This window comes from Shinella sp. BE166 (assembly GCF_051201095.1).
In the GTDB taxonomy this organism is placed as follows: Bacteria; Pseudomonadota; Alphaproteobacteria; order Rhizobiales; family Rhizobiaceae; genus Shinella; species Shinella lacus.
Window position 1 is genome coordinate 212552 of the sequence record NZ_JBPEHL010000001.1, and the last position, 24158, is coordinate 236709.

Here is a 24158-nt window from a genome sequence, read left to right on the forward strand (position 1 = left end):
CCTGTGGGGCTTATGAGGAATCCGATATGACGACTCTTCCTTTCCTGATCGCGAATGCCTGGCGCACCGGCCATGGTGCGCCGTTCCCCTCAATCAACCCGGCCGACGGAAGCGAAACCGCCATCATCGGTGGAGCGTCGTCGCAGGATGTTGACGACGCCGTGGCGGCCGCCCGGGCGGCTTTCCGCAGCACCGAGTGGCGCGGGCGCAAACATCACGAACGCGCCCGCCTCCTCTATCGCTTCGCCGATAGCGTGGAGGCGAGCCTGGAACGCCTGGCGCAGGTTCAGATGGAGGATAACGGCAAGACGCTGTCCGAATGCCGGGCGCAGGCGGCAAGTGCCGCTGCGACGTTCCGCTACTACGGCGCCGTCTGCGAGACATTCGAGAGCGAGGTCAACACGCAGCGCGGCCCGAGCATGACGATGACGGTATACGAACCAGTCGGCGTGGTCGCGGCCATCACGCCCTGGAACTCGCCGCTCACACTTGAAGCGCAGAAGCTGGCGCCAATCCTGGCCGCAGGCAATACGGTCATCCTCAAGCCGTCGGAAGTGACCTCCCGTGTCGCCTTGGAATATGCACGCATCGGCCTGGAAATCGGCTTGCCGCCGGGCGTGTTGAACGTCGTCACCGGCGCGGCGGATGTCGGCCGAGCCCTCGTCGACCATGACGGGATCGACATGGTCAGCTTTACGGGTGGCACAGCGTCCGGCCGGGCGATCGCCGAAACCTGCGCGCGCCGCCTGCGTCCGGTGGTGCTGGAGCTCGGCGGAAAGTCGCCGCACATCGTTTTCGCCGATTGCGATCTCGACCGGGCGCTCAAGGCGGTGGCGGCCGGCATTTTTGCCGGTGGCGGGCAGTCATGCATCGCCGGCTCACGCGTTTTCGTCGAGAGGGCCGTCTATGAAGATTTCATCTCGGCCTTTGCGGAGGCGGCGCGCAGCTACCGTTTGGGCGCCCCCGGCGCGGCGGACACCCGCATGGGGCCGATGGTCAGCTTCGGCCACCGCGCGCATGTGGCGCGTGCGGTCGAGATGGCGCGCAGCGAAGGCGGCGAGATTCTCGCGGGCGGCGCCGAGCCCGCCGACGGCGCCCTGGCGGAGGGCGCCTACTATCCGGCAACGGTCATCGCGGGTCTGACGAACCGTTCGAACGCGGCACAGCAAGAGATCTTCGGGCCCGTCGCAGTGGTGATCCCATTCGATGGGGAAGACGCCCTGATCGACCAGGCCAACGACAGCGATTTCGGCCTGGCGGCGGGCATCTGGACACGGGATTTCGCAAAGGCGTGGCGGGTCGCCCGCGCGATCCAGGCCGGCACGGTGTGGATCAACACCTACAAGGAAACCTCCATCTCGACGCCGTTCGGCGGCTTCAAGCAGAGCGGCCTCGGGCGGGAGAAGGGCCGGGACGGCATGAAAACCTACATGGAATCCAAAGGCCTGTACTGGCACGTCGGCTGACCTGCCGGCCCGAAGTTTTCGCAGGCGGCCCTGGCCGCGACATTCATCGATAGGAGATCTGGAAATGGCGACAACAGTTGAAGTAATGGCGGATGCGTTCAAGGAGGCGGGCACGCCGTTTCTGGTCGGCCATCCCGGCGGAGAATCCGTGGAGCTCATGGAGGCCGCCCGCCAGCGCGACATGCGGTTCATCCTCATGAAGCAGGAAACCGCCGGCGCGATGCTCGCGGCGACATGGGGCGAGATCACCGGCGCGCCGGGCGTATGCCTTTCGACACGCGGTCCGGGCGCCGCCAATATGGTCAACGGCGCGGCGCACGCCTTTCTCGACCGCGCGCCGCTGATCATGCTCACGGATCGCTATTCCCATCCCGAGCATGAAGTCGGGCTGCGCCAGCGCATCGACCAGCTCGCCGTCTATGCGCCGCTCGTCAAGTGGGGCACAACTATCGACGCACGCACGGTCCGGCAGCAGCTGCGCCGCGCGATGCGCACAGTCGTTGCCCCGGCGCCCGGCCCGGTCCAGTTCGACATTCCCCAGAGCGAGACGACCAAGGAAGCCACGGAATTGCGGGCCGAGCCGACATTGATGCCCAATGTTCTCTATCCGCAGGCAGATTCGGCAGCGCTCCGGCCGGTGCTCGATCGCCTGAAAGCCGCAAGACGACCGATCCTTCTGGCGGGTATGGGCGTGCTATGGGACCGGGCGTCCGAAGGGCTGGTCAACTTGGCCGAGCGGCTGGGAGCGCCGGTTCTGGTGACGTCAAAATGCAAGGGCGCGATCCCGGAGGATCATCCCTTGCGCGCCGGCTGCATCATCGGCGGGTTGATTGAGCGCAAGCTCGTGATGGAGTCCGATCTCATCATCACCGTCGGCCTGGATGCGGTGGAGCTTCAGCCGAAGGCGTGGCCCTACGCCATCCCGGTTATCGCCCTATCAAGTACGCCTTCGCTGGATGCGCTCGTGCCTTCGCAGTTTGAGATCATCGGCAACCTGAATGTCCTGCTTGCGCAGGTGGCGGCGCTTTGCGGGCAGGGGGGCAATTGGGGCGAAAAGGCCGCAGCGGCATTCCGGACCGACGTGACCAATGCGCTCAACACCCCGAGCACCGGCCTTTCGCCGCAACGGGCCATGGAGGTTGCACGCAGCATCCTGCCGCGCGAGACCATCGCGACCTGCGATGCAGGCGCAAGCCGTCTCCTCGTCGTCCAGAAATGGCAATCCTACGGCCCGCGCGAGTTTCTGACGTCCAATGGATTGGGCTCGATGGGCTATGCGGTGCCGGGGGCACTCGGCGCTCGGCTCGCGCATCCCGACCGGCCCGTGGTCGCCTTCACCGGCGACGGCGGTTTCCTGATGGCGGTCGCCGAGATCCAGACGTCGGTGCGCGAAAACCTGCCGATCATCGTCGTGGTTCTGGATGACCAGCAGATCGGGCTGATCCGTGTCAAACAGGAGATCAAGGGCATTCCGCGCCACGGTATCGGCATCGGCGGGTGCGACTGGGAAAAGCTCGCACAGGGTTTTGGGGCGGATGGCGTCACCGTGGACACGGAGAACGGCCTGCAGGACGCCCTCAATGCCGCGTTGCGCTCGGGCAAGACGACGGTGATCGGCGTCAGGATTGACGGCTCGGGTTACGTGGAGCAGTTCAACGCCCTGCGCGAACTCTAGTCTGTGACGATCGAGGCCGGCCTTAATTCCATGCGGCCGGCCGGAATATCACCAGCGGATATTCAGAACGTTATGTTGCTGAAGGCCTTGCGGTTTCGCTCCAGCTCCATGCGGGTGCGGCGTATGTGGCTGTAGAGGGCTCTTTCCGAGTCCTCGACATTCCGCCGCTTGATTGCCTCCATGAGAAGGCGGTGCTCGCACTGGATGATCCAGAAGCGTTCCCGGCCGAGAAGCATCGTATAGGCCCGGCGATAATGCTGGGTCGTGTTCCAGATGCGTTCGATCATCGGGATGAGCGTGGGCATGGCCGTCGAACGATAGCTTGCGAGATGGAATTGCCGGTCGAGCCTGAGGAACTCCTCGACATCGGTCGTGCTGTCGATGGCAGCGCAAATCTCTTCCAGGCCGAGAATATCCTCGTCGGTGAGGTGCGGCAGGCTTTCGCCGAGCGCGAGTGGCTCTATCCGCTCGCGGATTTTCCACATCTCAACGCATTCCGCGATATCGACCCGGGCAATCCACACGCCGCTGTTGGGCACGATGACGACGAGGCCTTCGCTTTCGAGCTGCTTGAGGGCTTCGCGCACCGGCACGCGGCTGGTCCCGAATTGCGCGGCAAGCTCCTCCTGGCGAATGCGTAGGCCCGGCGCGAATTCGCCGCTGAGGATTTTTTCGCGAATTTCTCCTGCGACCCGTAAGCCCAAGGTGGTGTCATTCATAAAGGCGGGCTCCTCCCGTACGCCGTGGGGCGACAACGCAGATATAACAGACAATATCCGTCAGCCGTCCACCACTGTTTCGCGACAAGCCCGGCATTTGTTCCATCTAGGTCGCCGGGCCGGCAGGGTGCCAGAGGTGGCGCGATGTGTCCGCTTCATAGGACTTGCCCCGTGGAAAACACACGAGTTCCAACTGCATGCCCCAGGGGGCCAGGAAATAGACCCAGGTCTGGCCGGCGCTCGGGCCATCCGTCCGCACCACGGGCGCGCCGAGGATGCGGATGTCCCTTGCGCGCAGATAATCGAGGGCAGCATCGATGTCATCGACATAGAAGGCGAGATGGTGCCCGCCGACATCGCTGTTGCCGGGCTGGCGCCTGTTCTGATCTGGAGAAGTGTACTCGAATATCTCGAAATTCGAGCCGTTCCCGCAGCGCAGGAATTTCAGCCGCTTCATGACGGCGCGCGGATGCACGTTGAGCGCCGTCTCCATCCAGTCGCCATCCGACGCGAACGGGCCGAGTTCATAGAACGGTTCGCATCCGATAACGTTGACGAAGAAATCCACCGCCTCGTCCAGGTCCGGAACCGTGAAGCCGATATGTTCAGTGCCCCTCAGGCCCGGCAGGCCGCGCCCCGCCGGAAGGCCGTCGTTCCGGTGGCTCTTGTCGTCTTCGGACATTCGGTCTCTCCCACAGGCAAAATCAGCAATGAATCCATTTTCAAATGATTGGATACATTTGTCTGTTTGTCGAGCATTTAAACGGCATAATTTGACGATTATTGCCGTTGAGTATCGATCCCTGAATATTTGTGGATACAATCCGTTGACATCGAATGCGGAAAATGAAAGCCTTGGCATAACAAGACCATCAGAAACGTGGGAACCACACCGGCTCAGCCGGGAAAATCCAGGTCGTCCGACACCGAGCGCGTGACGCTTCATATCGCCTGTCGTTTGCAAGCCTCTTGCAAGCCGTGGCTACGCTATTGTCTGTTGAGGGAAGAAATGCCGCAAACGAAGAACGTGTCGAGTTCCACGCGCTGGCTCGATTTCGGGACCACCAAGAAAGACTGGGATGGCGCGAAAGCCGCCGAGCTGGAAACCGTTCTGTCCTCCCTCCACCTCATCCGGGCCTTCGAGGAAGCGGTACTCGAACTGGCGAACGAGGGGCTGGTCAACGGACCGGCGCATTCCTCGATCGGGCAGGAAGGCGGGGCCGTTGGATCCATCCTGCCGCTCAGGCCGGACGACCAGATCAACGGTTCGCATCGCGGGCACCACCAGTTTCTGGCAAAGGCGCTGAACTATGTCGCGCCCGGTGGATTGCCCGTGGGAGCGGATTTTGACGGGTCCGTGGTGGCGCTTCTTCGCCGTTCGCTTGCGGAGATCATGGGGCTTGCGGAAGGTTTTTGCGGCGGGCGTGGCGGCTCCATGCATCTGCGGTGGTATGAGGCGGGCGCTCTTGGCACCAATGCCATCGTCGGCGGCGGCGTGCCGTTGGCGGCGGGTGCCGCCTTCGCCCATAAGCAATCCGGCACGGATGCCGTTGCGGTCAGCTATTTCGGCGATGGCGCCATCAACATCGGCTCGGTTCTGGAAACGATGAACCTCGCCGCCATCTGGCGCCTGCCGCTGTGTTTCTTCATCGAGAACAATCGGTACGCCGTCTCCACCAGCCTTGAGGAATCGACGGCGGAAACCCGGCTGGCGGCGCGCGGACAGGCCTTCGCCATTCCCTCCTGGCATGTCGACGGTATGGATCCACTTGCGGTCAACCTCGCGATGAAAGAGGCGCTGGCACATATGCGCGCCGGCAAGGGGCCGACGATCATCGAGGCGGATGTCTACCGCTATTTCCACCAGAACGGCTCGTTCCCCGGCAGCGCCTTCGGCTACCGCATGAAGGAAGAGGAAGAGGCCTGGAGAGCGCGCGACCCGCTGGACCGGGTGGCGAAGGAAATGATCGTGCGTGGCCTGATCGATCAGCCGGCAGTCGATGCGCTGAGGGCGCAGTGCAAGCAGGTCATGCAGGCGGTGATCGAGGAACTGACGGATAGGGTCGATAACCGCCGGTCGATCAAGCCCGGCTTGTGGCCGAAGCCCGATTTCTGCGATTTCGGCGTGCGGAGCGACGGGTCGGAGCTAGCGAAGCTGCGTTATGTCGAACAATCCGGCTTTGCCGGCAGGATCGAGCAGCGCAAGTTCGTCGACGTCATTGCCGAAGTGCTCGACCGGCGCATGGAGACGGACGACAGCGTCATCATTCTCGGCGAAGACATCCACCGCCTGAAGGGCGGTACAAACGGCGCGACACGCGGCCTTAAGGCAAAATATCCCGATCGCATCCTCGGCACGCCGATCAGCGAAAACGCCTTCATGGGGCTTGGTGGCGGCCTTGCGATGGACGGACGGTATCGCCCCATCGTCGAGTTCATGTATCCCGACTTCATGTGGGTTGCCGCGGACCAGGTGTTCAACCAGGTCGGCAAGGCCCGCCACATGTTCGGCGGCGATATCGCCATGCCGCTGGTGCTGCGCACCAAGATCGCGATCGGCACCGGCTACGGGTCGCAGCACTCGATGGATCCGGCCGGCATCTTCGTGACCTCGCCGGGCTGGCGTATCATCGCACCCTCGACACCCTTCGACTATGTCGGCCTGATGAACACGGCGCTCGCCTCCAACGATCCCGTTCTGGTGATCGAGCATGTCGACCTCTATCAGGCGACGGGGCCGGCGGCGGCCGGCGATCTCGATTATTTCATCCCGTTCGGAAAGGCCGCCGTGCGGCGGTTGGGCTCGGCGGCGACGATCCTGACCTATTCCGCGATGGTCCAGGCGACGCTCGATGCCGTGGCGGAGACCGGGCTGGATGCCGAGGTCATCGACCTCAGATGCCTCGATCGCGCGAGCATCGATTGGGACACGATTACCGACAGCGTGAAGAAGACGAACATGGTCATGATCGTCGAGCAGGGACCGCGGGGCTCGTCCTACGGCTCGTGGCTTGCCGACGAGATACAGCAACGCCTGTTCGACTGGCTGGATCATCCGATCGAACGGGTAACCGGCCGGGAGGCGTCGCCTTCAATCTCCAAGATTCTGGAGCGGGCGGCCTATGCCGGACGGGAGGAAATCACGACTGCCCTGAAGGCCTTGCCGGAGCGGCGCAATGGCTGAGTTCCTGGTCCTCCCCTCCGTCGTCGCCAATGCGCGCGACGGGACAATCGCCCGCTGGCTGAAGGCCGAAGGCGACATGGTCGCCTCCGGCGAGGCCTTCGCCGAGATCGAAACGGACAAGGCCGTCATCGAAATCCCGAGCCCGAAGGCCGGGCGCATCGCACGCATATTGCATGGCGACGGCGCGACGGTTCCCGTCGAGACGCATATCGGCGTCTTGGCGGAGGCAAGCGAGGATGATGCCACGGTAACGGCCTTCCTGTCGGGCGCGGCGGGCGCTGCACCGGTCGAGGAAGCGCCGCCGGCGGTCTCTCCCGCGGCAGCAGTCCCTGCACTGGCGATATCCGATCGGATTTTCGCGAGCCCGCTTGCCCGCCGCCTCGCTCGGGAAGCCGGCATTTCCCTCGGCGATATCAGCGGAACGGGACCGCGCGGGCGCATTATGCGGGAGGATGTGGAGGCCTTTGTTGCCACATCTCTCGTGAAGCCCGCAGCCGTGCCGGCCGCCAAGGTCGTCATTGCCGAGGAGCATGCTCCGGTGGTCGCCGTGGACATCCCGCATGTGGCCACGCCGCATTCGCCGATGCGCCGCACGATCGCGCAGCGCCTCACGGAGGCCAAGCGGACAATTCCGCACTTTTATCTGAATGCGGACATCGCCATGGATGCACTGATCGCCCTGCGCGCCCAGATCAACGCGGAAAGGCCCGATGGCGGCAGGCTGTCCGTGACCGATTTTCTGGTGAAGGCAGCGGCGGCGGCGTTCGGTCTGGTGCCGGCCTGCAATGTCATCTGGACCGAGCCCGCGCTCCTGCAATTGCAGCGGACGGACATCTGTGTGGCGGTTGCGACGGAAGGCGGGCTGATCACGCCGGTCGTCAAGGATGTCGGCAACAAGTCGCTCTCCGTCATCTCCCGCGAGATCGCGGAACTGGCGCTGCGTGCCCACAACGGCGCGCTCAAGCCGGAGGAATATCGCGGCGGGTCCTTCACCATCAGCAATCTCGGCATGCATGGCGTCAGCGATTTCACTGCGATCATCAACCCGCCGCAGGCTGCGATCCTGGCGGTCGGCGCGATCGAGGAGCGCATCGTCTCGCGAGGCGGCACGGCGGTCAGCGCACGCATGATGCGCGTGACGCTGTCGCTCGATCATCGCGCGATAGACGGCGCGGTCGGGGCGCAGTGGCTCGCGAGTTTCAAGGAGCTCGTCCAGAACCCGATGCAAATTCTCATCTGAGATCAAGCATTACGAACGACCAACAATGAAAAGAGAGGAACATGATCATGCATAAATACATGAAGACGCTTCTTGCCGCCGGCGTCGTGGCAGCGGCCGGCTTTTCGGCGGCCGAGGCGCGCGACCTGACGGTCGTCGGCTTCGGCGGTGCGGTACAGGATGCCTTCCGCGAAGCCTACTTTACCCCCTATGCCAAGGAAAAGGGCATCACGGTGCTGGAGGACACCACCAATGGTGGCCTCGCCAAGCAGAAGGCCATGGTCGAGGCCGGGAACGTCACCTGGGACGTCATGCAGATGGAGGACGACGAGGTGACCATGGCTTGCGAGCAGGGCCTGCTCGAAGACATGGACTGGTCGACCCGTGCGCATGCGGACGAAATCGACCCCTCCCAGTTCAAGGATTGCGCGGTCGGCGCGCTGAGCTGGGCAAACATCCTGACCTACGACGCCGGCAAGCTGACCGATGGCCCGAAGAACTGGGCCGATTTCTGGAACGTGGAGAAGTGGCCAGGCAAGCGCGGGCTGCGCAAGACCGCGAAGCTGACCATGGAAGTCGCCCTGATGGCCGACGGCGTAGCGCCCGCGGACGTCTACAAGGTCATCGCCACGAAAGAGGGGCAGGACAGGGCGTTTGCGAAGCTCGACGAGCTGAAGCCGCATATCCAGTGGTGGGAAAGCGGCGCGCAGCCGCAGGAATGGCTGTCGTCCGGCGATGTCGTTATGACGTCCGCCTATAACGGCCGCGTCGACACTGCGCAGAAGGAAGGCAAGAACTTTTCGATCATCTGGGACGGGCAGATCAACTCCGTCGAGTTCTGGGCCGTCATGAAGGGCACGCCGAACCTCGACCAGTCCATCGCCTTCGTGGAGTTCCTCATGTCGAAGGACCCGCAGGTGACCTTCGCCAACGCCATCGCCTACGGCGTCAGCAACGTCAAGGCGATGGAAGCCCTGCCGGCCGACCGCCTTGCCAAGCTTCCCTCCGCGCCGGACAACCTCAAGAACGCCGTCCGGTTCAATTCGGAATTCTGGATCGACCACGGCGAGGAACTGGCGGAGCGTTTTGCAAGCTGGGTTGCCCAGTAATCCCGTCGCAACAACGTCAGAAATCCTGTCGGGCAGTCGCTGTCCGACAGGATTTCCGGAGGCTTGAACCCAGATGACCCTGACCGTCCAAGACAGTGCCGAGACGCGGAAGCTGCGCCACGCCTGGGGCCGGGCCGGCAAGCGCCGGCGCACCATCTCGCTTCTGCTGGTGGCGCCGCTGTTCGTCTATGTCCTGCTGACATTCATGCTGCCGATCGGCATGATGCTTTATAAGGCTGTCGAGAATGTCGAGCTGATCAGGGCCGTGCCGGAAACGACCGTCGCACTCGGGCAATGGAAGCCGGAGAGCCCGGACGAGCTGCCGCCCGATATCGTCTTCACGACATTCCTGAAGGAGATTTCCGCCGCCCCGCGCAACCTCGTCGGCGAAGCGGCGAGACGTCTGAACTATGAGGTGAGCGGCTATCGCACGCTTCTCACCAGCACCGTGCGCAAGCTGCGCACCCTGCCCGAGAACCTCAGTGAAGAGGGTGCCGCGCGGCGCTTGATGGCCGAGATCGACGCGCGCTGGGAGGAGCCCGCCTACTGGCATGCGATGAAGCGAGCGTCATCGACGTATACACCCTATTACATGCTGGCGGCGGTCGACCTTGGCATCGACGATGCCGGACAGGTCGTGCAGGCACCCGAGGAGCAGCGCACCTATATCGACATTCTCCTGCGCACCCTCAAGACCGCGGCGATCGTCACGGCGGTCTGCGTGCTCCTGGGCTATCCGCTCGCGAACCTGATGGTCGTCGCACCGCGGCTGTTCTCGATCGCGCTCATCATTGCGGTGATGCTGCCGTTCTGGACCTCGCTGCTGGCCCGCACCTCCGCCTGGATCGTGCTGCTTCAGCGCGAAGGGCTGGTCAACTCGCTTCTGGGCTATCTCGGGCTGATCCGGGAACCGCTGGAACTCATCTTCAACACCACCGGGCTCTATATCGTCATGATCCACATGATGCTGCCGTTCATGGTCCTGCCGCTCTATTCCGCGATGAAGGGCATCCCGCCGCATTTCATGAAGGCCTCGGCATCGCTCGGGGCGCATCCGGTCCGCGGTTTCCTGAACGTCTACCTGCCGATGACCCTGCCCGGCGTCGGGGCGGGGGTGCTGCTGACCTTCATCGTCACCGCCGGCTATTATATAACGCCGTCGCTGGTGGCGAGCGCGCGCGACCAGATGCTCGGCTATTTCATCGCCTTCTTCGCCAACACCACCATCAACTGGGGCATGGCTTCCGCGCTCGGCATCATCCTGCTTGCCTGCACCGTCGCCGTCTATTTCCTTGCGGCGCGCACGGTCGGCGTGCGCCAGCTTGCGGGGCTAAAATGATGCAGTACCGCCATAAAATCACGGTCCTGCGCGCCCTCTACTACGCCTTCGGCGTCGCGATGATGCTGTTTCTCGTCGTGCCGCTGCTCGCCATCGTTCCCCTGTCCTTCAGCTCCGGCAGCTTCCTGTCCTATCCGCTGCCCGGCGTATCGACCCAATGGTACGAGCGCGTGTTCCAGGACGGGCCATGGCTCGGTTCGCTGAAGAACAGCCTGATCATCGGTGCGGTCTCGACGGTCGCCGCGACCATTCTCGGCACGCTGGCCGCCTATGCCTTTGCCCGGCGCGACCTGCCGATGCCCACCGCCATCCTCGGCTTCCTCATTGCGCCAATGATCGTGCCGCCCGTCATCAGTGGCCTCGGCATGTATTTCCTGATGGCGAAGGTGGGGCTCACGGCCAGCATGCCGGGCGTCATCATCGCGCACACGGTTCTCTCGGCGCCCTTCGTGCTCATCACCGTCACCGCGACGCTGCAGGGTTTCGACATGGGGCTGCTGCGCGCGGCCGCAAGCCTCGGCGCGTCACCCGCCAAGGCCTTCATGACTGTCCTCGTGCCCGTCATATCGCCGGGCATCATCTCGGGCGCGCTCTTTGCCTTCATGACGTCGTTCGACGAGGTCGTGGTGACGCTGTTCCTTGCCGGACCGACCCAGCGCACCCTGCCGCTCAAGATGTTCGAGGGGCTGCGCGACAATATCGAACCCTCCATTCTGGCAATGGCGACATTCCTGATGCTCATTGCCGTCCTCAGCCTCGTCGCCGCGGTGTTCCTGGTGAACCGCAACGCAAGAAACCTCGGAAAGGCCTGACATGACCCAGCAGAACGAAATCCAGATCCCCAACCCGCAGGCCGGCGTGGCGTTCATGGACGGCAGGTATATGCCCATAGGGGAGGCGAGCGTGCCGATCCTCGATCGCGGCTTCGTGCGGTCCGACGCCACCTATGACGTCGCCCATGTTTGGAAGGGACGCTTTTTCCGCCTCGACGACCATATCGAGCGCTTCTTCGCCTCGATGCGGGGCCTGCGCATGTCGCTGCCCTATACCCATCAGCAGATCGCGGACATCCTCATCGAATGCGTGAGCCTGAGCGGCCTGCGCGATTCCTATGTGCAGATGACCTGCACGCGCGGCATGCCGCCGGTCGGAAGCCGCGATCCGCGCCTGTGCACGCAGCGTTTCTATGCCTTCGCCGCTCCCTTCGTCTGGATCGCCAACGACGATCAGCGCCGGCAGGGCGTCCCGATGATCGTCAGCTCCGTCCAGCGGATCCAGCCGCAGGCCGTGGACCCGCGCATCAAGAATTTCCACTGGCTGGATCTCACCATGGGCATTTTCGAGGCTTATGACCGCGATGCTTTCGTGGCCGTGCTGCGCGACGGCGAGGGCAACATCACTGAAGGCGCGGGCTTCAACGTCTTCGTGGTGAAGGACAATGTTCTCTGCACGCCCGTCAGCGGCGTCTTCGAGGGCATGACCCGGCGCACCGTCATCGAGCTTTGCGAGCAATTGCAGCTGCGCTGCGAGGTCCGCACCGTCGGGATCGACGAGATCCTCGGCGCTGACGAAATCTTCATGACCAGCACGGCGGGCGGCATCATGCCGGTGACGACGATCGACGGCAAGGCGGTCGGCGACGGCAAGCCGGGCGCGCTCACCACCCGCTTGCATGATCTCTACTGGCGGCGCCAGGAGGAAGGCTGGCTCGGCACCGAGGTGGCCTACAGAGATTAAAGCCGCACAGCGGACGCGTCAGTAAGCACTTGGAAACAGCGAATGCGCGGCGGTGCGCATGGAAGGTCTTATATGGAAGCCGGCACTATCGTCGAGTTCGTCGGCGTACAGAAGACATATGACGGGCACACGGTCGTCATCCAGAATCTGGACCTGTCGGTCAGGCAGGGTGAATTTCTCACCCTGCTCGGGGGCTCCGGCTCCGGCAAGACGACGACCCTGATGATGCTGGCGGGGTTCGAGACGCCGACGCGCGGCCATATCCTCGTCAAGGGCAAGCCGATCGAGCATCTTCCGCCGCATCGCCGCGGCATCGGCGTCGTCTTCCAGAACTACGCCCTGTTTCCCCACATGACCGTGGCGCAGAACCTCGCCTATCCGCTGAGGATGCGCAGGAAAAGCGGTACCGAGACGCAGATGAAGGTCGACAAGGCCATCGAGATGGTGCGCCTTGAAGGCATGCAGCACCGCCGGCCGGCCGAGCTGTCCGGCGGCCAGCAGCAACGCGTGGCGCTGGCCCGGTCGCTGGTGTTCGAGCCCGATCTCGTCCTGATGGACGAACCCCTTGGCGCCCTCGACAAGACGTTGCGCGAGCACATGCAATACGAGATCAAGCAGATCCATCGCGACCTCGGCGTCACGATGGTCTACGTCACGCACGACCAGTCCGAGGCGCTCGCCATGTCCGACCGCATCGCCATTTTCCAGGCCGGTGCGGTCGCGCAGATCGCAAGCCCGCAGGAACTCTACGAACAGCCCGCAAGCGTCTTCGTGGCAGGCTTCATCGGCGAGAACAACATTCTGTCCGGCAAGTCCGCGGGACGGGACGAGAGCGGGCGCGGCGTCGTTCTCCTCGATTGCGGCCAGTCGGTCCGCATGCAGTCACCTGCCGGCTTCGCGGACACCGGAAAGCCTTTGAAACTCGCCGTGCGACCGGAAAATCTGGTGATCGGCACCTCGGCGCGCGATCGTCTCAATCAATGTTCCGGCAAGATCGCCGACACGACCTATCTCGGCGACCATCTGCGCGCGCTGGTGGATATCGGCATGGGGCAGACGATGGTGGTTCGCAAGCCGCTTCAGGATTTTGCCCGCCCGCCGGCAATCGGCGAGGACATCCTGATCGGCTGGAACGACGGCGACGGGCACGTCTTCGCCTGACGGGAACAAAATCGAATATAAACAGGAGAGGCCATATCGATGACGACGAATTCCAGGGACCGCGCATTGAGGGAACGGGCACGCGCGGTGATTCCGGGCGGCATGTACGGCCATGAATCCGTGGCACTTCTGCCGGAGGATTTCCCGCAGTTCTTCTCCCGGGGCGAGGGCGCGCGCATATGGGATGCCGATGGCAACGAATATGTCGACTATATGTGCGCCTTCGGCCCCAACCTTCTGGGGTATCGGAATCCGGCCGTCGAAGAGGCCGCAAGCGCGCAAGCCGCGATGGGCGACACGCTGACCGGGCCGTCGGAGGCGATGGTGACGCTGGCGGAAGATCTCGTCGGGATGATCAGCCATGCCGCTTGGGCGATGTTCTGCAAGAACGGCAGCGACGCGACCTCAATGGCGATGGTGCTGGCACGCGCCCATTCCGGGCGGCGCAAGATTCTGGTCGCCCAGGGCGCCTATCACGGCGCCTCGCCCTGGAACACGCCCAATCCGAAGGGCACGCTGCCGGAAGACCGGGCGCATATCCTCTATTTCCGCTACGACGATCTCGATAGCCTGCGGGATGCTTTTCGCCAGGCCGATGGAGATGTCGCCGGCGTTTTCGCAACACCGTTCCGGCATGAGGTCTTCGAGGACCAGTTCCTGCCGTCGGCCGAATTCGCGAAAGGCGCGCGGCAACTCTGCGACGATGCGGATGCCCTCTTGATCGTCGACGAGGTCCGGGCCGGTTTCCGCCTGGCGCGCGATGCGAGCTGGAGCCTGCTCGGCGTGGAGCCCGACCTTACCACCTGGGGCAAGGTTCTCGGCAACGGCTATCCCATCTCGGCGCTGCTGGGCTGCGAGAAGCTGCGCGCGTCCGCGTCCAGCATCTATGTCACGGGCTCCTTCTGGTTTTCCGCCGTCCCGATGGCCGCCGCCGTCGCGACGCTGGCGGTCGTCAGGACATCGGATTATCTGGAACGCATGATCGCGCGCGCCGAGGAGATGCGCAAAGGCATTGCCGCGCAGGCCGCCGCGCACGGCTTCGGCATCCGCCAGACCGGTCCTGCACAAATGCCGCAGATCTTCTTCTCCGACGATCCGGACATGCGCATCGGCTATTTCTGGGCAGCTGCCGCTGTGCGAAGAGGCGTCTACCTGCACCCGTACCACAACATGTTCGCGACCTCGGCGCTGACGGAAGCGGATATCGCCAAGACGCTCGCCGCCACGGACGAGGCTTTTGCGGAGTTGAAGCGCGCATGGGCCAATATCCCACCGCAACCCAACCCCGCCGTCCTCGCGCGTATCAAGGCAAAGGCGTTGCTCAGCCCGCGCTGAGGGCATCGTTGACGTAACGAAACCTGGAATTCGGAATGGATCACTGCGTATGATGCGCCGTGGTCCATTTTGCCGTTGCCATCGTGCTTCAGCCGATCTGGCAAGAGCGCACCCTGAAGCGCTTTAAATCGCAGCGACATCTTTACGATCTGAAAGCGGCCGTTCCCTATGCGCGGTCGCCTGGACGTCGCACGCTGTAGCAGCTGCATTTTGCTTGTACCGCCGCAACCAAACGCTGCGGGAAATAGCGTGTGTCCGAGTGCCTCGGACCCTCGAAGAAGGATTGACCGTTCCCAGATTACGCATTATGCATAATAACTGACTGTGAAGGGCGCCTCACGAACCGCCAGCTGGACCGGGCGGTTTGGACGCAGGCGAGGCCCTTGTCTTCAAGCGGAGGAAATCGATGAATATGGAAGTACAGCCGGGCACCGGCATCACGGATCGTCCCCCCGAGGGCGTCATCACCGACGAGGCGATCGCCGAGGCGCGCGCCATGATCGGTCTGCAGCTGCGGCCGGAAGGGCCATATCTGCAGGACGCCACGGCCGACACGATGCGCAACTTCTGCAACGGTATAGGCGATCTCAATCCGCTCTATCGTGACCTCGAATATGGCAGGAACACGCGCTACGGCGCGCAGGTCGCCCATCCGATGTTCCCGATGGCCTATGGTTATGTCGGGCGCACGCGCTGGGGCTTGCCCGGCGTGCACGGCTTCTTCGCCGGCCACGACTGGGAGCTGTTCCGCCAGGTGAAGGCGGGCGACCGGATCTCGGCGGTGGAGCGTGTCGTGGGCGTCGAGGAGAAGGAGAGCAAGTTCTCCGGCCGCCTGGTGCTGCAATATGTCGAGGCGAGCTACGTCAACCAGCGCAACGAGCTGGTGGCACGGTGCCTCGGCTTCTGCACGCGCCATGAGCGCAAGGCAGCCCGCGAGACGGGCAAGTACAAGGACATCAAGGCGCACGAATATACGCCGGAGGACTACGAGAAGATCGAAGCGGCGACGCTCGGCGAGGCCGACAACATCCGTGGCGAGAACGTGCGCTACTGGGAGGACGTGACGGAGGGGGAAAGCCTGCCGACGGTGCTGCGTGGTCCGCTGTCGCTGATGGACACGATGGGCTTCATGGTCGGCGTCGGCCGTGGTCACACGCACGGCATCCTGTTCCGCCGGGCGGCAAAACATCCCAAACACTTCTTCCGCTCGGACGATGCGGGTGGTGGCGTCGAATATACCGGCATTGGCCATGCGCGGGAATCGGTTGCCAAGCAGGTGGGTGTTCCGGGTGCGTACGACTACGGCCCGCAGCGCACGACGTGGATGGCGACGCTGGTGACGAACTGGATGGGCGACGCAGCGTTCCTGAAGCGGCTTCGTGTCGAGGCACGCCGGTTCAACATCATGGGGGATTCGACCTGGCTGAAGGGCAAGGTGGAGCGCAAGTACATCAAGGACGGGCACACGCTGGTCGATCTTGAGATCTGGGGCGAGAACCAGCGCGGCGAGATCACCACGCCGGGCAAGGCCACCGTGCTTCTGCCCTCGCGCGACATCACCATGCCGATCCGCTTCGACGGCTCCGCCGTCAGCCTCGATCTGCCTGTCGTCAGATAAAGGCGCAAGGGGCCGAATTTCGAATGTCTTTCATCCGGCTGTGGGAGCAGCCGGATCAATGCCGGACATAGCGCAGGTTCAATGGGAGGAGAAAAATGAAAATGTCGACTAACCTGTTCAAAGTGCTTCTGCTGGGTGCAACGCTCGGATTTGCGGCGACGCAGGCCGCAAGCGCCCAAAGCTGGGATGAAATCACCGCCGCCGCTGAGAAAGAGGGCACGGTGGTTTTCTACCACAACATCCTGGCCACCGGCGTCGAGCCGGTCATCCAGGCCTTCAATGCGGACTATCCCAACATCAATGTCGAGCAGATCCGCCTGGGGAGCGAAGCCGTTACCGAGCGTTTCGGCACCGAGTTCCTTGCGGGCCGCAACCTCGCCGACGTCGTCATGACCAACCCGGACGACGACACCGCAGCCGGCATGAAAAACGGCTGGGCGCTGAAATGGGTTCCGCCGGAATTCACCGACAACTTCGATCCGCAATACAATGACGGCGACCTGAACTTCACCATCCAGCATTCCCGCCAGATCCTGATCTGGAACAAGACGCTGGTTTCCGACGCGGACGCGCCAAAGGACTGGCAGGACATGCTCGATCCGAAGTTCAAGGGCAAGGTGGGCATGAGCCCGCCGTGGCGCTCCACCGCCATCCTGCAATTCGTCGGCTTCATCCAGGACAAGGTCGGCATCAAGGACTTTGCCGATAAGCTGCGGGAGAACGACGTGCAGTTCTTCGACGGCTCGGGCGGCGTCGTGCAGGCCATCCTGCGCGGCGATATCGCCCTGGCCGAAATGAGCGACTTGCCGATCGACGGCATGATCAGTGACGGCGCGCCGATCGGCTTCATCTATCCGGCATCCGGCACCACGACGGCGGGTAAGATCGTCTTCGCTGCCGCCAAGGCACCGCATCCGAACGCCTCCAAGGTCCTGCTGAACTGGCTTCTCAGTGACAAGGGCCAGCGCGCACTGGTGACGAACAACGGCATGTCGGTGACGCGCAAGGGCATGCCGGCGCTCGCCAACCTTCCGAATACCGGCGACATTCCCAACGCCATTTCCGGTGAGACGCTGCTCACCGAAGAGCGGGCGACAGAGATCGTCGGACAGTGGCGCAAGGTGTTCGGCGTTCAATAAGACGGGCATTTGATCGTCGAAACGATTGGCGATGCGAGGGCAAACCCCGCATCGCCAAAATCGGGAACTGTCGTGGGCGGGATCCCCGTCGAGATCCCTTTGGGAGACACATAATGCATGAGGCTCAATCGGCTGTGCCGATAGCAAGAAAGCCGCGCCTTAGGTGGGACCGCGAAGTCCTGCTGAAGGTCATCTACGCAGCGACGCTGGTGCTGGTGGTGCTTCTGGTGATGACACCCTTGGCCGCGCTGATCTATGGCAGCTTCCGTTCCAGCGCGCCCGGCGTGGAAGGCGACTGGACCATCGCCAACTACGTCAACCTCGCCAGCGCCAATCTTCTGAGCACGATCTGGCTGACGCTGCTGGTCGGCGTGCTTTCTGCGGTGTTCTGCGTGGTCATCGGCACGGCCATGGCGTTGATCATCCACAGGACGGACTTCGCCTACAAGAACATCATCACCGCGCTGATCGGGCTCGCCTTCTATTTTCCCGCCTTCATCCTGGCCATGGCCTGGATCATTCTCGGTTCGCCGGGCGGGCTCATCAATTTTCTCTTCCGCGACGTGCTGGGCATCACCGACGGCGTGAAGATCTACTCCGTCGCCGGCATCGTCTTCGTAACGATCCTGCACCAGGTTCCCTTCGTCTACCTCCTCATGCGTGGACCCATCATCAGCATGGATGGGGTCTTCGAGGAGGCGGCGCGCGCAGCCGGCGCCCGCAGCCATCACGTTCTCTTCCGCATCACCCTGCCGCTCCTGTCTTATTCGCTGCTGTCCAGCCTGATCCTGACTTTCGTGCTGGCGATCGAGCAGTTCGCCATTCCCGCCATGCTCGGCCTGCCGGGCCATATCACTTTGCTCCCGACGCAGATCTATCTGCTCGTCCGCTTCCCGCCCACCGATTACGGTCTGGCAGCGGCGGTCGGGCTTACGCTCGCCGCCCTGACGTCGCTCGCGATTCTTGCTCAAAGGCGGGTGACGCGGGCCGGCCGGATGGCGACGGTCACCGGCAAAGCGGGGCATCTTCGCACGCTTCCGCTCGGACGCTGGCGCTGGGCGGCCAACACGTTCTGTTTCGGCTTCGTCTTCCTGTCGCTGATCCTGCCGTCGCTGATCCTGATCTACATGTCGGTGATCAAGTGGTACGTCTCGAACCCGTTCCTGGCGCAATATACCCTGCGCAACTACGAGTTCATCTGGAACAGCGCCGATGCGCACAAGAGCATCTGGAACACGCTGATCGTGTCCGGGGTGGGCGGCATCTTCGGCGTGGCGCTGGCGTTCCTGACCTCCTATTTCACCGTTCGCCTCAAGCCGCCGAGCTATCGCCTGCTCGACTTTACGGCCAGCCTGCCCTTCGGCGTGCCGGGCATGGTGATGGCGCTCGGATTCCTGTGGGCCTATGCCTATCTGCCGCTGCCCTTCTATGGAACGCTGGCGCTCATCATCGTCGCCTTCATCACCCGCTACCTGCCCTATGCGACGGAAGCCATCGGCGGCCAGCTCGTGCAGATCGACAAGTCGCTGGAAGAGGCGGCCTGGGTCGGTGGTGCCACGAAGCTCGGCGGACTGCGCCGCATTCTCCTGCCGCTGTCGCTGCCATCGATTCAGGGCGCCTATTTCCTCCTGTTCATGGCATTCTTCCGCGAGATGTCCTCGGTCGTGCTGCTGTTCACGTCCAACTCCAAGGTCATCTCGATTTCGATCTGGGGCTTTTTCGAGGGCGCCGATTGGGGCCTCGCAAGCTCCTTCTCCGTGCTCACAACGCTGATCATCTTCGGCGTCATTTGGCTGATCGTTTGGCTGATGCCGGCGGCTCGGCGGGTATAAGGATTTCAGTCGATGAGCATAACAGTTCGTAACCTGGTCAAGCGTTATGGCCAGCTCGAAGTCGTGCATTCCATCTCGCTCGATGTCGCGGATGGCGAGTTCGTCAGCCTTCTCGGTCCGTCGGGCTGCGGCAAGACCACCACGCTGCGCTGCATAGCCGGCCTCGAAGACGCCAGCGGCGGGTCGATTGCGATCGACGGCAAGATAGTGTCGGAACCGGAAAAGAACGTGCTGGTGCCGACCTACAGCCGCGACATCGGGATGGTCTTCCAGTCCTATGCGGTCTGGCCGCACATGACGGTCGCAAAGAATGTCGCCTTTCCTTTGAGCGTGCGCGGCGTCTCATCGGACGAGATTCGGCGCCAGGTCGATGAGGCCCTCGGCATCGTCGGCCTGACGGAGCTCAAGGATCGTTATCCGTCGCAGCTTTCCGGCGGCCAGCAGCAGCGCGTGGCGCTCGCCCGCGCCGTCATCGGCAAGCCGAAGGTGCTGCTGTTCGACGAGCCGCTCTCGAATCTCGACGCCAAGCTGCGCGAGGGAACGCGGGTGGAGATCCGCCGCATCCAGCGAAGGCTTAACGTGGCCGCCCTCTATGTCACGCACGACCAGGAGGAGGCGCTGACCATGTCGGACCGCGTCATCGTCATGAAATCCGGCCATGTCATGCAGGCCGGCAAGCCGCGCGAGCTTTACCACGAGCCCGTCAACCGCTTCGTCGGCGATTTCGTCGGCACGGCGAGTTTCCTGCCGGTCGAGGCGACGGGCGATCCGGGCGTGTGGCGCACTGCCGACGGCACCTCGGTCTGCGTCAGGCGTGCTGCGATGCTCGGCAACTCGAAGGCCTGCCAGCTCATGCTGCGGCCGGAAAGCGTCTCCATCCTCGACGACGATGCACAGGCGGCGGGATCGAACAGCCTCAAGGGCCGGGTTCTCGAAGCGAGCTATATGGGGCCTTATACCGAATATCTGGTTGAGGTCAGCGGGGGGACGCTGAAGGTGCATTCCCAGTTCGACTTCGCCGTCGATGCGCCGGTGCAGGTCCATTTCAATCCCGACAGCGGCCGGATCGTGCCCGGCGAATAAAGCCGGACGCCCGAACCCTGATCAACAGCAATCACCGAAAGACCGTCGATGACATCTGAAACGAAATCACTGAGCGGACGTGTGGCGATCGTCACCGGGTCGGGGCGCAACATCGGGCGCGCCATCGCGCATGCGCTTGCGGGCGAGGGGGCCAACATCGTCCTCAACGGCCACCGCGACAAAGCGGCACTCGAGGCCGTGGCCGAGGAACTGCGTGCCCTCGGCGTCGAGGTCATGGTGAGGCTGGTGGATGTCGGCGATGCGCAGGCCGTGGCGCAGATGGTCGACGATGTCGTCGGGCAGTTCGGCCGCGTCGACATCGCGGTCTCGAACGTCTCGGTGCGGCTGCGCCAGGCCTTCCTCGATATTTCGCTGGACGACTGGAAGCGTGTCCTCGACACCAACCTCAACGCCGCCTTCTACATGGCCCGCGCCGTCCTGCCGCATATGAAGCAGCAGGGGTGGGGGCGCATCGTGCACATTTCGGGCAATGATGGGTTTCGGCCCATTCCCTTCCGGGCGCACAATGTCACCTGCAAGGCGGCCACCTTCGCTTTGTCGAAGGCGATCGCGCTGGAGTTCGGCGAATTCGGCGTCACCGCCAACACGGTCGCGCCCGGCCTGACCGAGACGGTGAGGGACGAGGCGCATTACCCCAATTTCCGCGTTGAGCACGAAAAGCGCCGGCAGCAGATACCGGTGCGGCGCATGGGCAGGCCTGAGGACATCGCCGAATCCGTGCGGTTCCTGTGCAGCGACCGGGCCGGTTACGTCACCGGGCAGATCATGCACGTCAATGGCGGCGAGCACATGTTCTGAACGGCCCGCCGGCTTTTGCGAATTTAATGATGGAGCAGTCGATGCAGACGGAAACCTTAGCTGGCGTCAAAGTGCTGGAGCTCGGATCGATGGTCGCGGCGCCGTTCGCTGCCCATATGCTCGGCCAGCTCGGCGCCGAGGTCATCAAGCTTGAGCCGGTGTCGGGCGATCCGACCCGCACGCTGGTGCGCGGCGGCCCGAGCGGCACCTTCATCGCCTATAGCCGCGGCAAGAAGAGCATCGCCGTGGACCTGAGCACGGAAGAGGGACACGACTTGTTCGCACGGCTGCTGGCCGACGTGGATGTGCTCATCCACAATCTCGCGCCGAACGCCGCGCAGCGCCTGAACGTGACTTACGAGGATTGCACGCGGATAAAGCCGGACCTGATCTATTGCCACATCCGGGGCTATGGGCCGGGGCCGCTGGAGAATGAACTCGCTTCCAATCCGGTCGCGGAGGCCTCCACCGGGGTGATGTATTCGCACCGCAACGACGGCCGCCCGACGCGGCTCGGACCGTCCTATCACGACCAGTTTGCGGGCACTTATGCGGTCATCGGCATTCTGGCGGCGCTGCTGCGCGGCGATCGTGCGACGCCGGAAGAGCGGCACATGGAGATCGGTCTATATGAGACCGGACTGCACGTTGCCGGCCGGGATTATGTCGGCATGCAGTTGAAGAAGCATCTGACGGGGCGGGCGGATGTCGAACCCTCGGGCGAGTTCAGCATGCCGGGCTACGGCGCCTACGAAACGGCGGATGGGCGCTGGGTCTACCTGATGATGCTGAACGACAATCACTGGAAGAAGTTCTGTGAATCGCTCTCGCTGGCCGCCGCGGGCGACGAGAGCCTCGCCACCTTCCGGATGCGGCGAAAGCGGCGCGCCGAGGTCGAGGAGATCGTCGCGCAGGCAATCGCAAGCTTCACCTTCGACCAGTTGACGGAACGCCTGGGCGGGACGGGATTCGCCTTTACCGAAATCGTCGCGCCGCAGGACGTGCTGTCGTCGCCGCAGGCGCGGCATCCCGGCAAGCTGACGGCGCTGACCTTCCAGGATCTTGTCTTCGACGTGCCGGATTTTCCGCTGCGGGACAGGTCGGAAGCCACGGAACTGCCGCCGCCGGTGCTGGGCGCTCATACGCTGGAGATCATGCAGTCGCTGGGCTACGATGAGGCGGATTATCAGCGCCTGCTCGACGCCAATGTGCTCGCCGATCCTGCTGCCGACAGGACATGGCACCGTTCATAACAGACGATGGAAAGCCGGTCGCCTTCGCCGGACGGGTCGGTTCGAGCCTGTCGGGGCGAGCCTATGTGCGGTCTCCATTTCTGCGAACCCTATGATTTAGCTTGTGTTTGTTTGCTTCAACACTGTCGGAAAGGATTGACCGTCCCCAGATTACGCATTATGCATAATAACTGACTTTGAAGGGCGCCTCACGAACTGCCGGCTGGGCCGGGCGGTTTGGACGCAGGCGAGGCCCTTGTCTTCAAGCGGAGGAAATCGATGAATATGGAAGTACAGCCGGGCACCGGCATCACGGACCGTCCCCCCGAGGGCGTCATCACCGACGAGGCGATCGCCGAGGCACGCGCCATGATCGGCCTGCAATTGCGGCCGGAAGGGCCGTATCTGCAGGATGCGACGGCCGACACGATGCGCAACTTCTGCAACGGCATCGGCGATCTCAATCCGCTCTACCGGGATTTGGAATACGGCAGGAACACGCGCTACGGCGCCCAGGTCGCCCATCCGATGTTCCCGATGGCCTATGGTTATGTCGGGCGCACACGCTGGGGCTTGCCGGGCGTTCACGGCTTCTTCGCCGGCCATGACTGGGAGCTGTTCCGCCAGGTGAAGGCGGGCGACCGGATCTCGGCGGTGGAGCGTGTCGTGGGCGTCGAGGAGAAGGAGAGCAAGTTCTCCGGCCGCCTGGTGCTGCAATATGTGGAGGCGAGCTACGTCAACCAGCGCAACGAGCTGGTGGCGCGCTGCCTCGGCTTCTGCACGCGTCATGAGCGCAAGGCCGCCCGCGAGACGGGCAAGTACAAGGACATCAAGGCGCACGAATATACGCCGGAGGACTATGAGAAGATCGAGGCGGCGACGCTCGGCGAGGCCGACAACATCCGTGGCGAGAACGTGCGCTACTGGGAAGACGTGACGGAAGGGGAAAGCCTTCCCACGGTGCTGCGCGGCCCGCTGTCCTTGATGGACACGATGGGCTTCATGGTCTGCGTTGGGCGTGGCCACACGCACGGCATCCTGTTCCGCCGGGCGGCAAAACATCCCAAACACTTCTTCCGCTCGGACGATGCGGGTGGTGGTGTCGAATATACCGGCATTGGCCATGCGCGTGAATCGGTGGCCAAGCAGGTGGGTGTTCCCGGCGCCTATGATTACGGCCCGCAGCGCACGACGTGGATGGCGACGCTGGTGACGAACTGGATGGGCGACGCAGCCTTCCTGAAGCGGCTTCGTGTCGAGGCGCGGCGGTTCAACATCATGGGGGATTCGACCTGGCTGAAGGGCAAGGTGGAGCGCAAGTACATCAAGGACGGGCACACGCTGGTCGATCTGGAGATCTGGGGCGAGAACCAGCGCGGCGAGATCACCACGCCGGGCAAGGCCACCGTGCTTCTGCCCTCGCGCGACATCACCATGCCGATCCGCTTCGACGGCTCCGCCGTCAGCCTCGATCTGCCTGTCTTCAGATAG

The 24158-nt window shown here is 63.4% G+C and carries 19 protein-coding genes; 17 read left to right on the forward strand and 2 right to left on the reverse strand.

What is annotated here, in order from left to right; all coding sequences use genetic code 11:
- Window positions 1–26: 26 nt before the first annotated feature.
- Window positions 27–1466 carry an aldehyde dehydrogenase family protein gene (locus tag J2Y63_RS00950; protein WP_435264511.1) on the forward strand — a complete coding sequence of 480 codons (1440 nt, stop codon included), beginning with the start codon at window positions 27–29 and terminating at the stop codon, window positions 1464–1466.
- A gap of 64 nt (window positions 1467–1530) precedes the next feature.
- Window positions 1531–3141, forward strand: a complete 1611-nt coding sequence (locus J2Y63_RS00955) for a thiamine pyrophosphate-binding protein (protein WP_435264512.1) — start codon at window positions 1531–1533, stop codon at window positions 3139–3141.
- A gap of 62 nt (window positions 3142–3203) precedes the next feature.
- On the opposite strand, the gene J2Y63_RS00960 is transcribed toward J2Y63_RS00955, so the two are convergent.
- Together J2Y63_RS00960 and J2Y63_RS00965 are read right to left on the reverse strand one after the other, a co-directional pair.
- Window positions 3204–3860, reverse strand: a complete 657-nt coding sequence (locus J2Y63_RS00960; protein ID WP_435264513.1) for a GntR family transcriptional regulator — start codon at window positions 3858–3860, stop codon at window positions 3204–3206.
- A 106-nt stretch (window positions 3861–3966) separates the two neighbouring features.
- Entirely contained in the window at window positions 3967–4542 is a 576-nt protein-coding gene (locus tag J2Y63_RS00965) for a VOC family protein (protein ID WP_435264514.1), read from the reverse strand.
- Window positions 4543–4869: 327 nt separating this feature from the next.
- Here J2Y63_RS00965 and J2Y63_RS00970 point away from each other — a divergent pair, with 327 nt between their 5' ends.
- From J2Y63_RS00970 to J2Y63_RS01040, 15 genes are all read left to right on the forward strand, one after another.
- Window positions 4870–7044, forward strand: coding sequence for an alpha-ketoacid dehydrogenase subunit alpha/beta (locus J2Y63_RS00970; protein WP_435264515.1), 2175 nt, complete (start codon window positions 4870–4872; stop codon window positions 7042–7044).
- On the forward strand, window positions 7037–8284 hold the full coding sequence (locus J2Y63_RS00975) for a 2-oxo acid dehydrogenase subunit E2 (protein ID WP_435264516.1): 1248 nt from the start codon (window positions 7037–7039) through the stop codon (window positions 8282–8284). Before J2Y63_RS00970 ends, J2Y63_RS00975 begins: the two co-directional genes overlap by 8 nt.
- 41 nt (window positions 8285–8325) lie before the next feature.
- Window positions 8326–9372, forward strand: coding sequence for an ABC transporter substrate-binding protein (locus J2Y63_RS00980; RefSeq protein ID WP_435264517.1), 1047 nt, complete (start codon window positions 8326–8328; stop codon window positions 9370–9372).
- Between the two features lie 73 nt (window positions 9373–9445).
- Window positions 9446–10711 (forward strand): ABC transporter permease, encoded by a 1266-nt coding sequence (locus tag J2Y63_RS00985; protein WP_435264518.1) that lies wholly within the window; start codon window positions 9446–9448, stop codon window positions 10709–10711.
- A complete protein-coding gene (locus tag J2Y63_RS00990) occupies window positions 10708–11523 on the forward strand; it encodes an ABC transporter permease (protein ID WP_435264519.1) in 816 nt (271 codons plus the stop codon). The genes J2Y63_RS00985 and J2Y63_RS00990 overlap by 4 nt, the downstream gene beginning before the upstream one ends.
- 1 nt (window position 11524) lies before the next feature.
- On the forward strand, window positions 11525–12448 hold the full coding sequence (locus J2Y63_RS00995) for an aminotransferase class IV (RefSeq protein WP_435264520.1): 924 nt from the start codon (window positions 11525–11527) through the stop codon (window positions 12446–12448).
- Between the two features lie 72 nt (window positions 12449–12520).
- Window positions 12521–13609: an ABC transporter ATP-binding protein gene (locus J2Y63_RS01000; RefSeq protein WP_435264521.1), complete on the forward strand. Its 1089-nt coding sequence runs from the start codon at window positions 12521–12523 to the stop codon at window positions 13607–13609.
- 39 nt (window positions 13610–13648) lie between these two features.
- A complete protein-coding gene (locus tag J2Y63_RS01005; protein ID WP_435264522.1) occupies window positions 13649–14944 on the forward strand; it encodes an aminotransferase class III-fold pyridoxal phosphate-dependent enzyme in 1296 nt (431 codons plus the stop codon).
- A gap of 406 nt (window positions 14945–15350) precedes the next feature.
- Window positions 15351–16562 (forward strand): FAS1-like dehydratase domain-containing protein, encoded by a 1212-nt coding sequence (locus J2Y63_RS01010; RefSeq protein WP_256115068.1) that lies wholly within the window; start codon window positions 15351–15353, stop codon window positions 16560–16562.
- A 95-nt stretch (window positions 16563–16657) separates the two neighbouring features.
- On the forward strand, window positions 16658–17701 hold the full coding sequence (locus J2Y63_RS01015; protein WP_435264523.1) for an ABC transporter substrate-binding protein: 1044 nt from the start codon (window positions 16658–16660) through the stop codon (window positions 17699–17701).
- A gap of 113 nt (window positions 17702–17814) precedes the next feature.
- Window positions 17815–19533 carry an ABC transporter permease gene (locus tag J2Y63_RS01020; RefSeq protein ID WP_435264524.1) on the forward strand — a complete coding sequence of 573 codons (1719 nt, stop codon included), beginning with the start codon at window positions 17815–17817 and terminating at the stop codon, window positions 19531–19533.
- 12 nt (window positions 19534–19545) lie between these two features.
- Window positions 19546–20616, forward strand: a complete 1071-nt coding sequence (locus J2Y63_RS01025; protein WP_435264525.1) for an ABC transporter ATP-binding protein — start codon at window positions 19546–19548, stop codon at window positions 20614–20616.
- A gap of 48 nt (window positions 20617–20664) precedes the next feature.
- Window positions 20665–21435, forward strand: coding sequence for an SDR family NAD(P)-dependent oxidoreductase (locus tag J2Y63_RS01030; RefSeq protein ID WP_435264526.1), 771 nt, complete (start codon window positions 20665–20667; stop codon window positions 21433–21435).
- Window positions 21436–21476: 41 nt separating this feature from the next.
- Window positions 21477–22688 (forward strand): CaiB/BaiF CoA transferase family protein, encoded by a 1212-nt coding sequence (locus J2Y63_RS01035; protein ID WP_435264527.1) that lies wholly within the window; start codon window positions 21477–21479, stop codon window positions 22686–22688.
- A gap of 258 nt (window positions 22689–22946) precedes the next feature.
- Window positions 22947–24158 carry an FAS1-like dehydratase domain-containing protein gene (locus J2Y63_RS01040; protein ID WP_435264528.1) on the forward strand — a complete coding sequence of 404 codons (1212 nt, stop codon included), beginning with the start codon at window positions 22947–22949 and terminating at the stop codon, window positions 24156–24158.

Coding starts and splice junctions, on each gene's coding strand:
- J2Y63_RS01035 (WP_435264527.1), top strand. CDS start 21,477: ATGCAGACGGAAACCTTAGCTGGCGTCAAAGTGCTGGAGCTCGGATCG.
- J2Y63_RS00975 (WP_435264516.1), top strand. CDS start 7,037: ATGGCTGAGTTCCTGGTCCTCCCCTCCGTCGTCGCCAATGCGCGCGAC.
- J2Y63_RS01015 (WP_435264523.1), top strand. CDS start 16,658: ATGAAAATGTCGACTAACCTGTTCAAAGTGCTTCTGCTGGGTGCAACG.
- J2Y63_RS01000 (WP_435264521.1), top strand. CDS start 12,521: ATGGAAGCCGGCACTATCGTCGAGTTCGTCGGCGTACAGAAGACATAT.
- J2Y63_RS01025 (WP_435264525.1), top strand. CDS start 19,546: ATGAGCATAACAGTTCGTAACCTGGTCAAGCGTTATGGCCAGCTCGAA.
- J2Y63_RS01030 (WP_435264526.1), top strand. CDS start 20,665: ATGACATCTGAAACGAAATCACTGAGCGGACGTGTGGCGATCGTCACC.
- J2Y63_RS01005 (WP_435264522.1), top strand. CDS start 13,649: ATGACGACGAATTCCAGGGACCGCGCATTGAGGGAACGGGCACGCGCG.
- J2Y63_RS01040 (WP_435264528.1), top strand. CDS start 22,947: ATGAATATGGAAGTACAGCCGGGCACCGGCATCACGGACCGTCCCCCC.
- J2Y63_RS00980 (WP_435264517.1), top strand. CDS start 8,326: ATGATCATGCATAAATACATGAAGACGCTTCTTGCCGCCGGCGTCGTG.
- J2Y63_RS00965 (WP_435264514.1), bottom strand. CDS start 4,542: ATGTCCGAAGACGACAAGAGCCACCGGAACGACGGCCTTCCGGCGGGG.
- J2Y63_RS01020 (WP_435264524.1), top strand. CDS start 17,815: ATGCATGAGGCTCAATCGGCTGTGCCGATAGCAAGAAAGCCGCGCCTT.
- J2Y63_RS00955 (WP_435264512.1), top strand. CDS start 1,531: ATGGCGACAACAGTTGAAGTAATGGCGGATGCGTTCAAGGAGGCGGGC.
- J2Y63_RS01010 (WP_256115068.1), top strand. CDS start 15,351: ATGAATATGGAAGTACAGCCGGGCACCGGCATCACGGATCGTCCCCCC.
- J2Y63_RS00995 (WP_435264520.1), top strand. CDS start 11,525: ATGACCCAGCAGAACGAAATCCAGATCCCCAACCCGCAGGCCGGCGTG.
- J2Y63_RS00970 (WP_435264515.1), top strand. CDS start 4,870: ATGCCGCAAACGAAGAACGTGTCGAGTTCCACGCGCTGGCTCGATTTC.
- J2Y63_RS00950 (WP_435264511.1), top strand. CDS start 27: ATGACGACTCTTCCTTTCCTGATCGCGAATGCCTGGCGCACCGGCCAT.
- J2Y63_RS00985 (WP_435264518.1), top strand. CDS start 9,446: ATGACCCTGACCGTCCAAGACAGTGCCGAGACGCGGAAGCTGCGCCAC.
- J2Y63_RS00960 (WP_435264513.1), bottom strand. CDS start 3,860: ATGAATGACACCACCTTGGGCTTACGGGTCGCAGGAGAAATTCGCGAA.
- J2Y63_RS00990 (WP_435264519.1), top strand. CDS start 10,708: ATGATGCAGTACCGCCATAAAATCACGGTCCTGCGCGCCCTCTACTAC.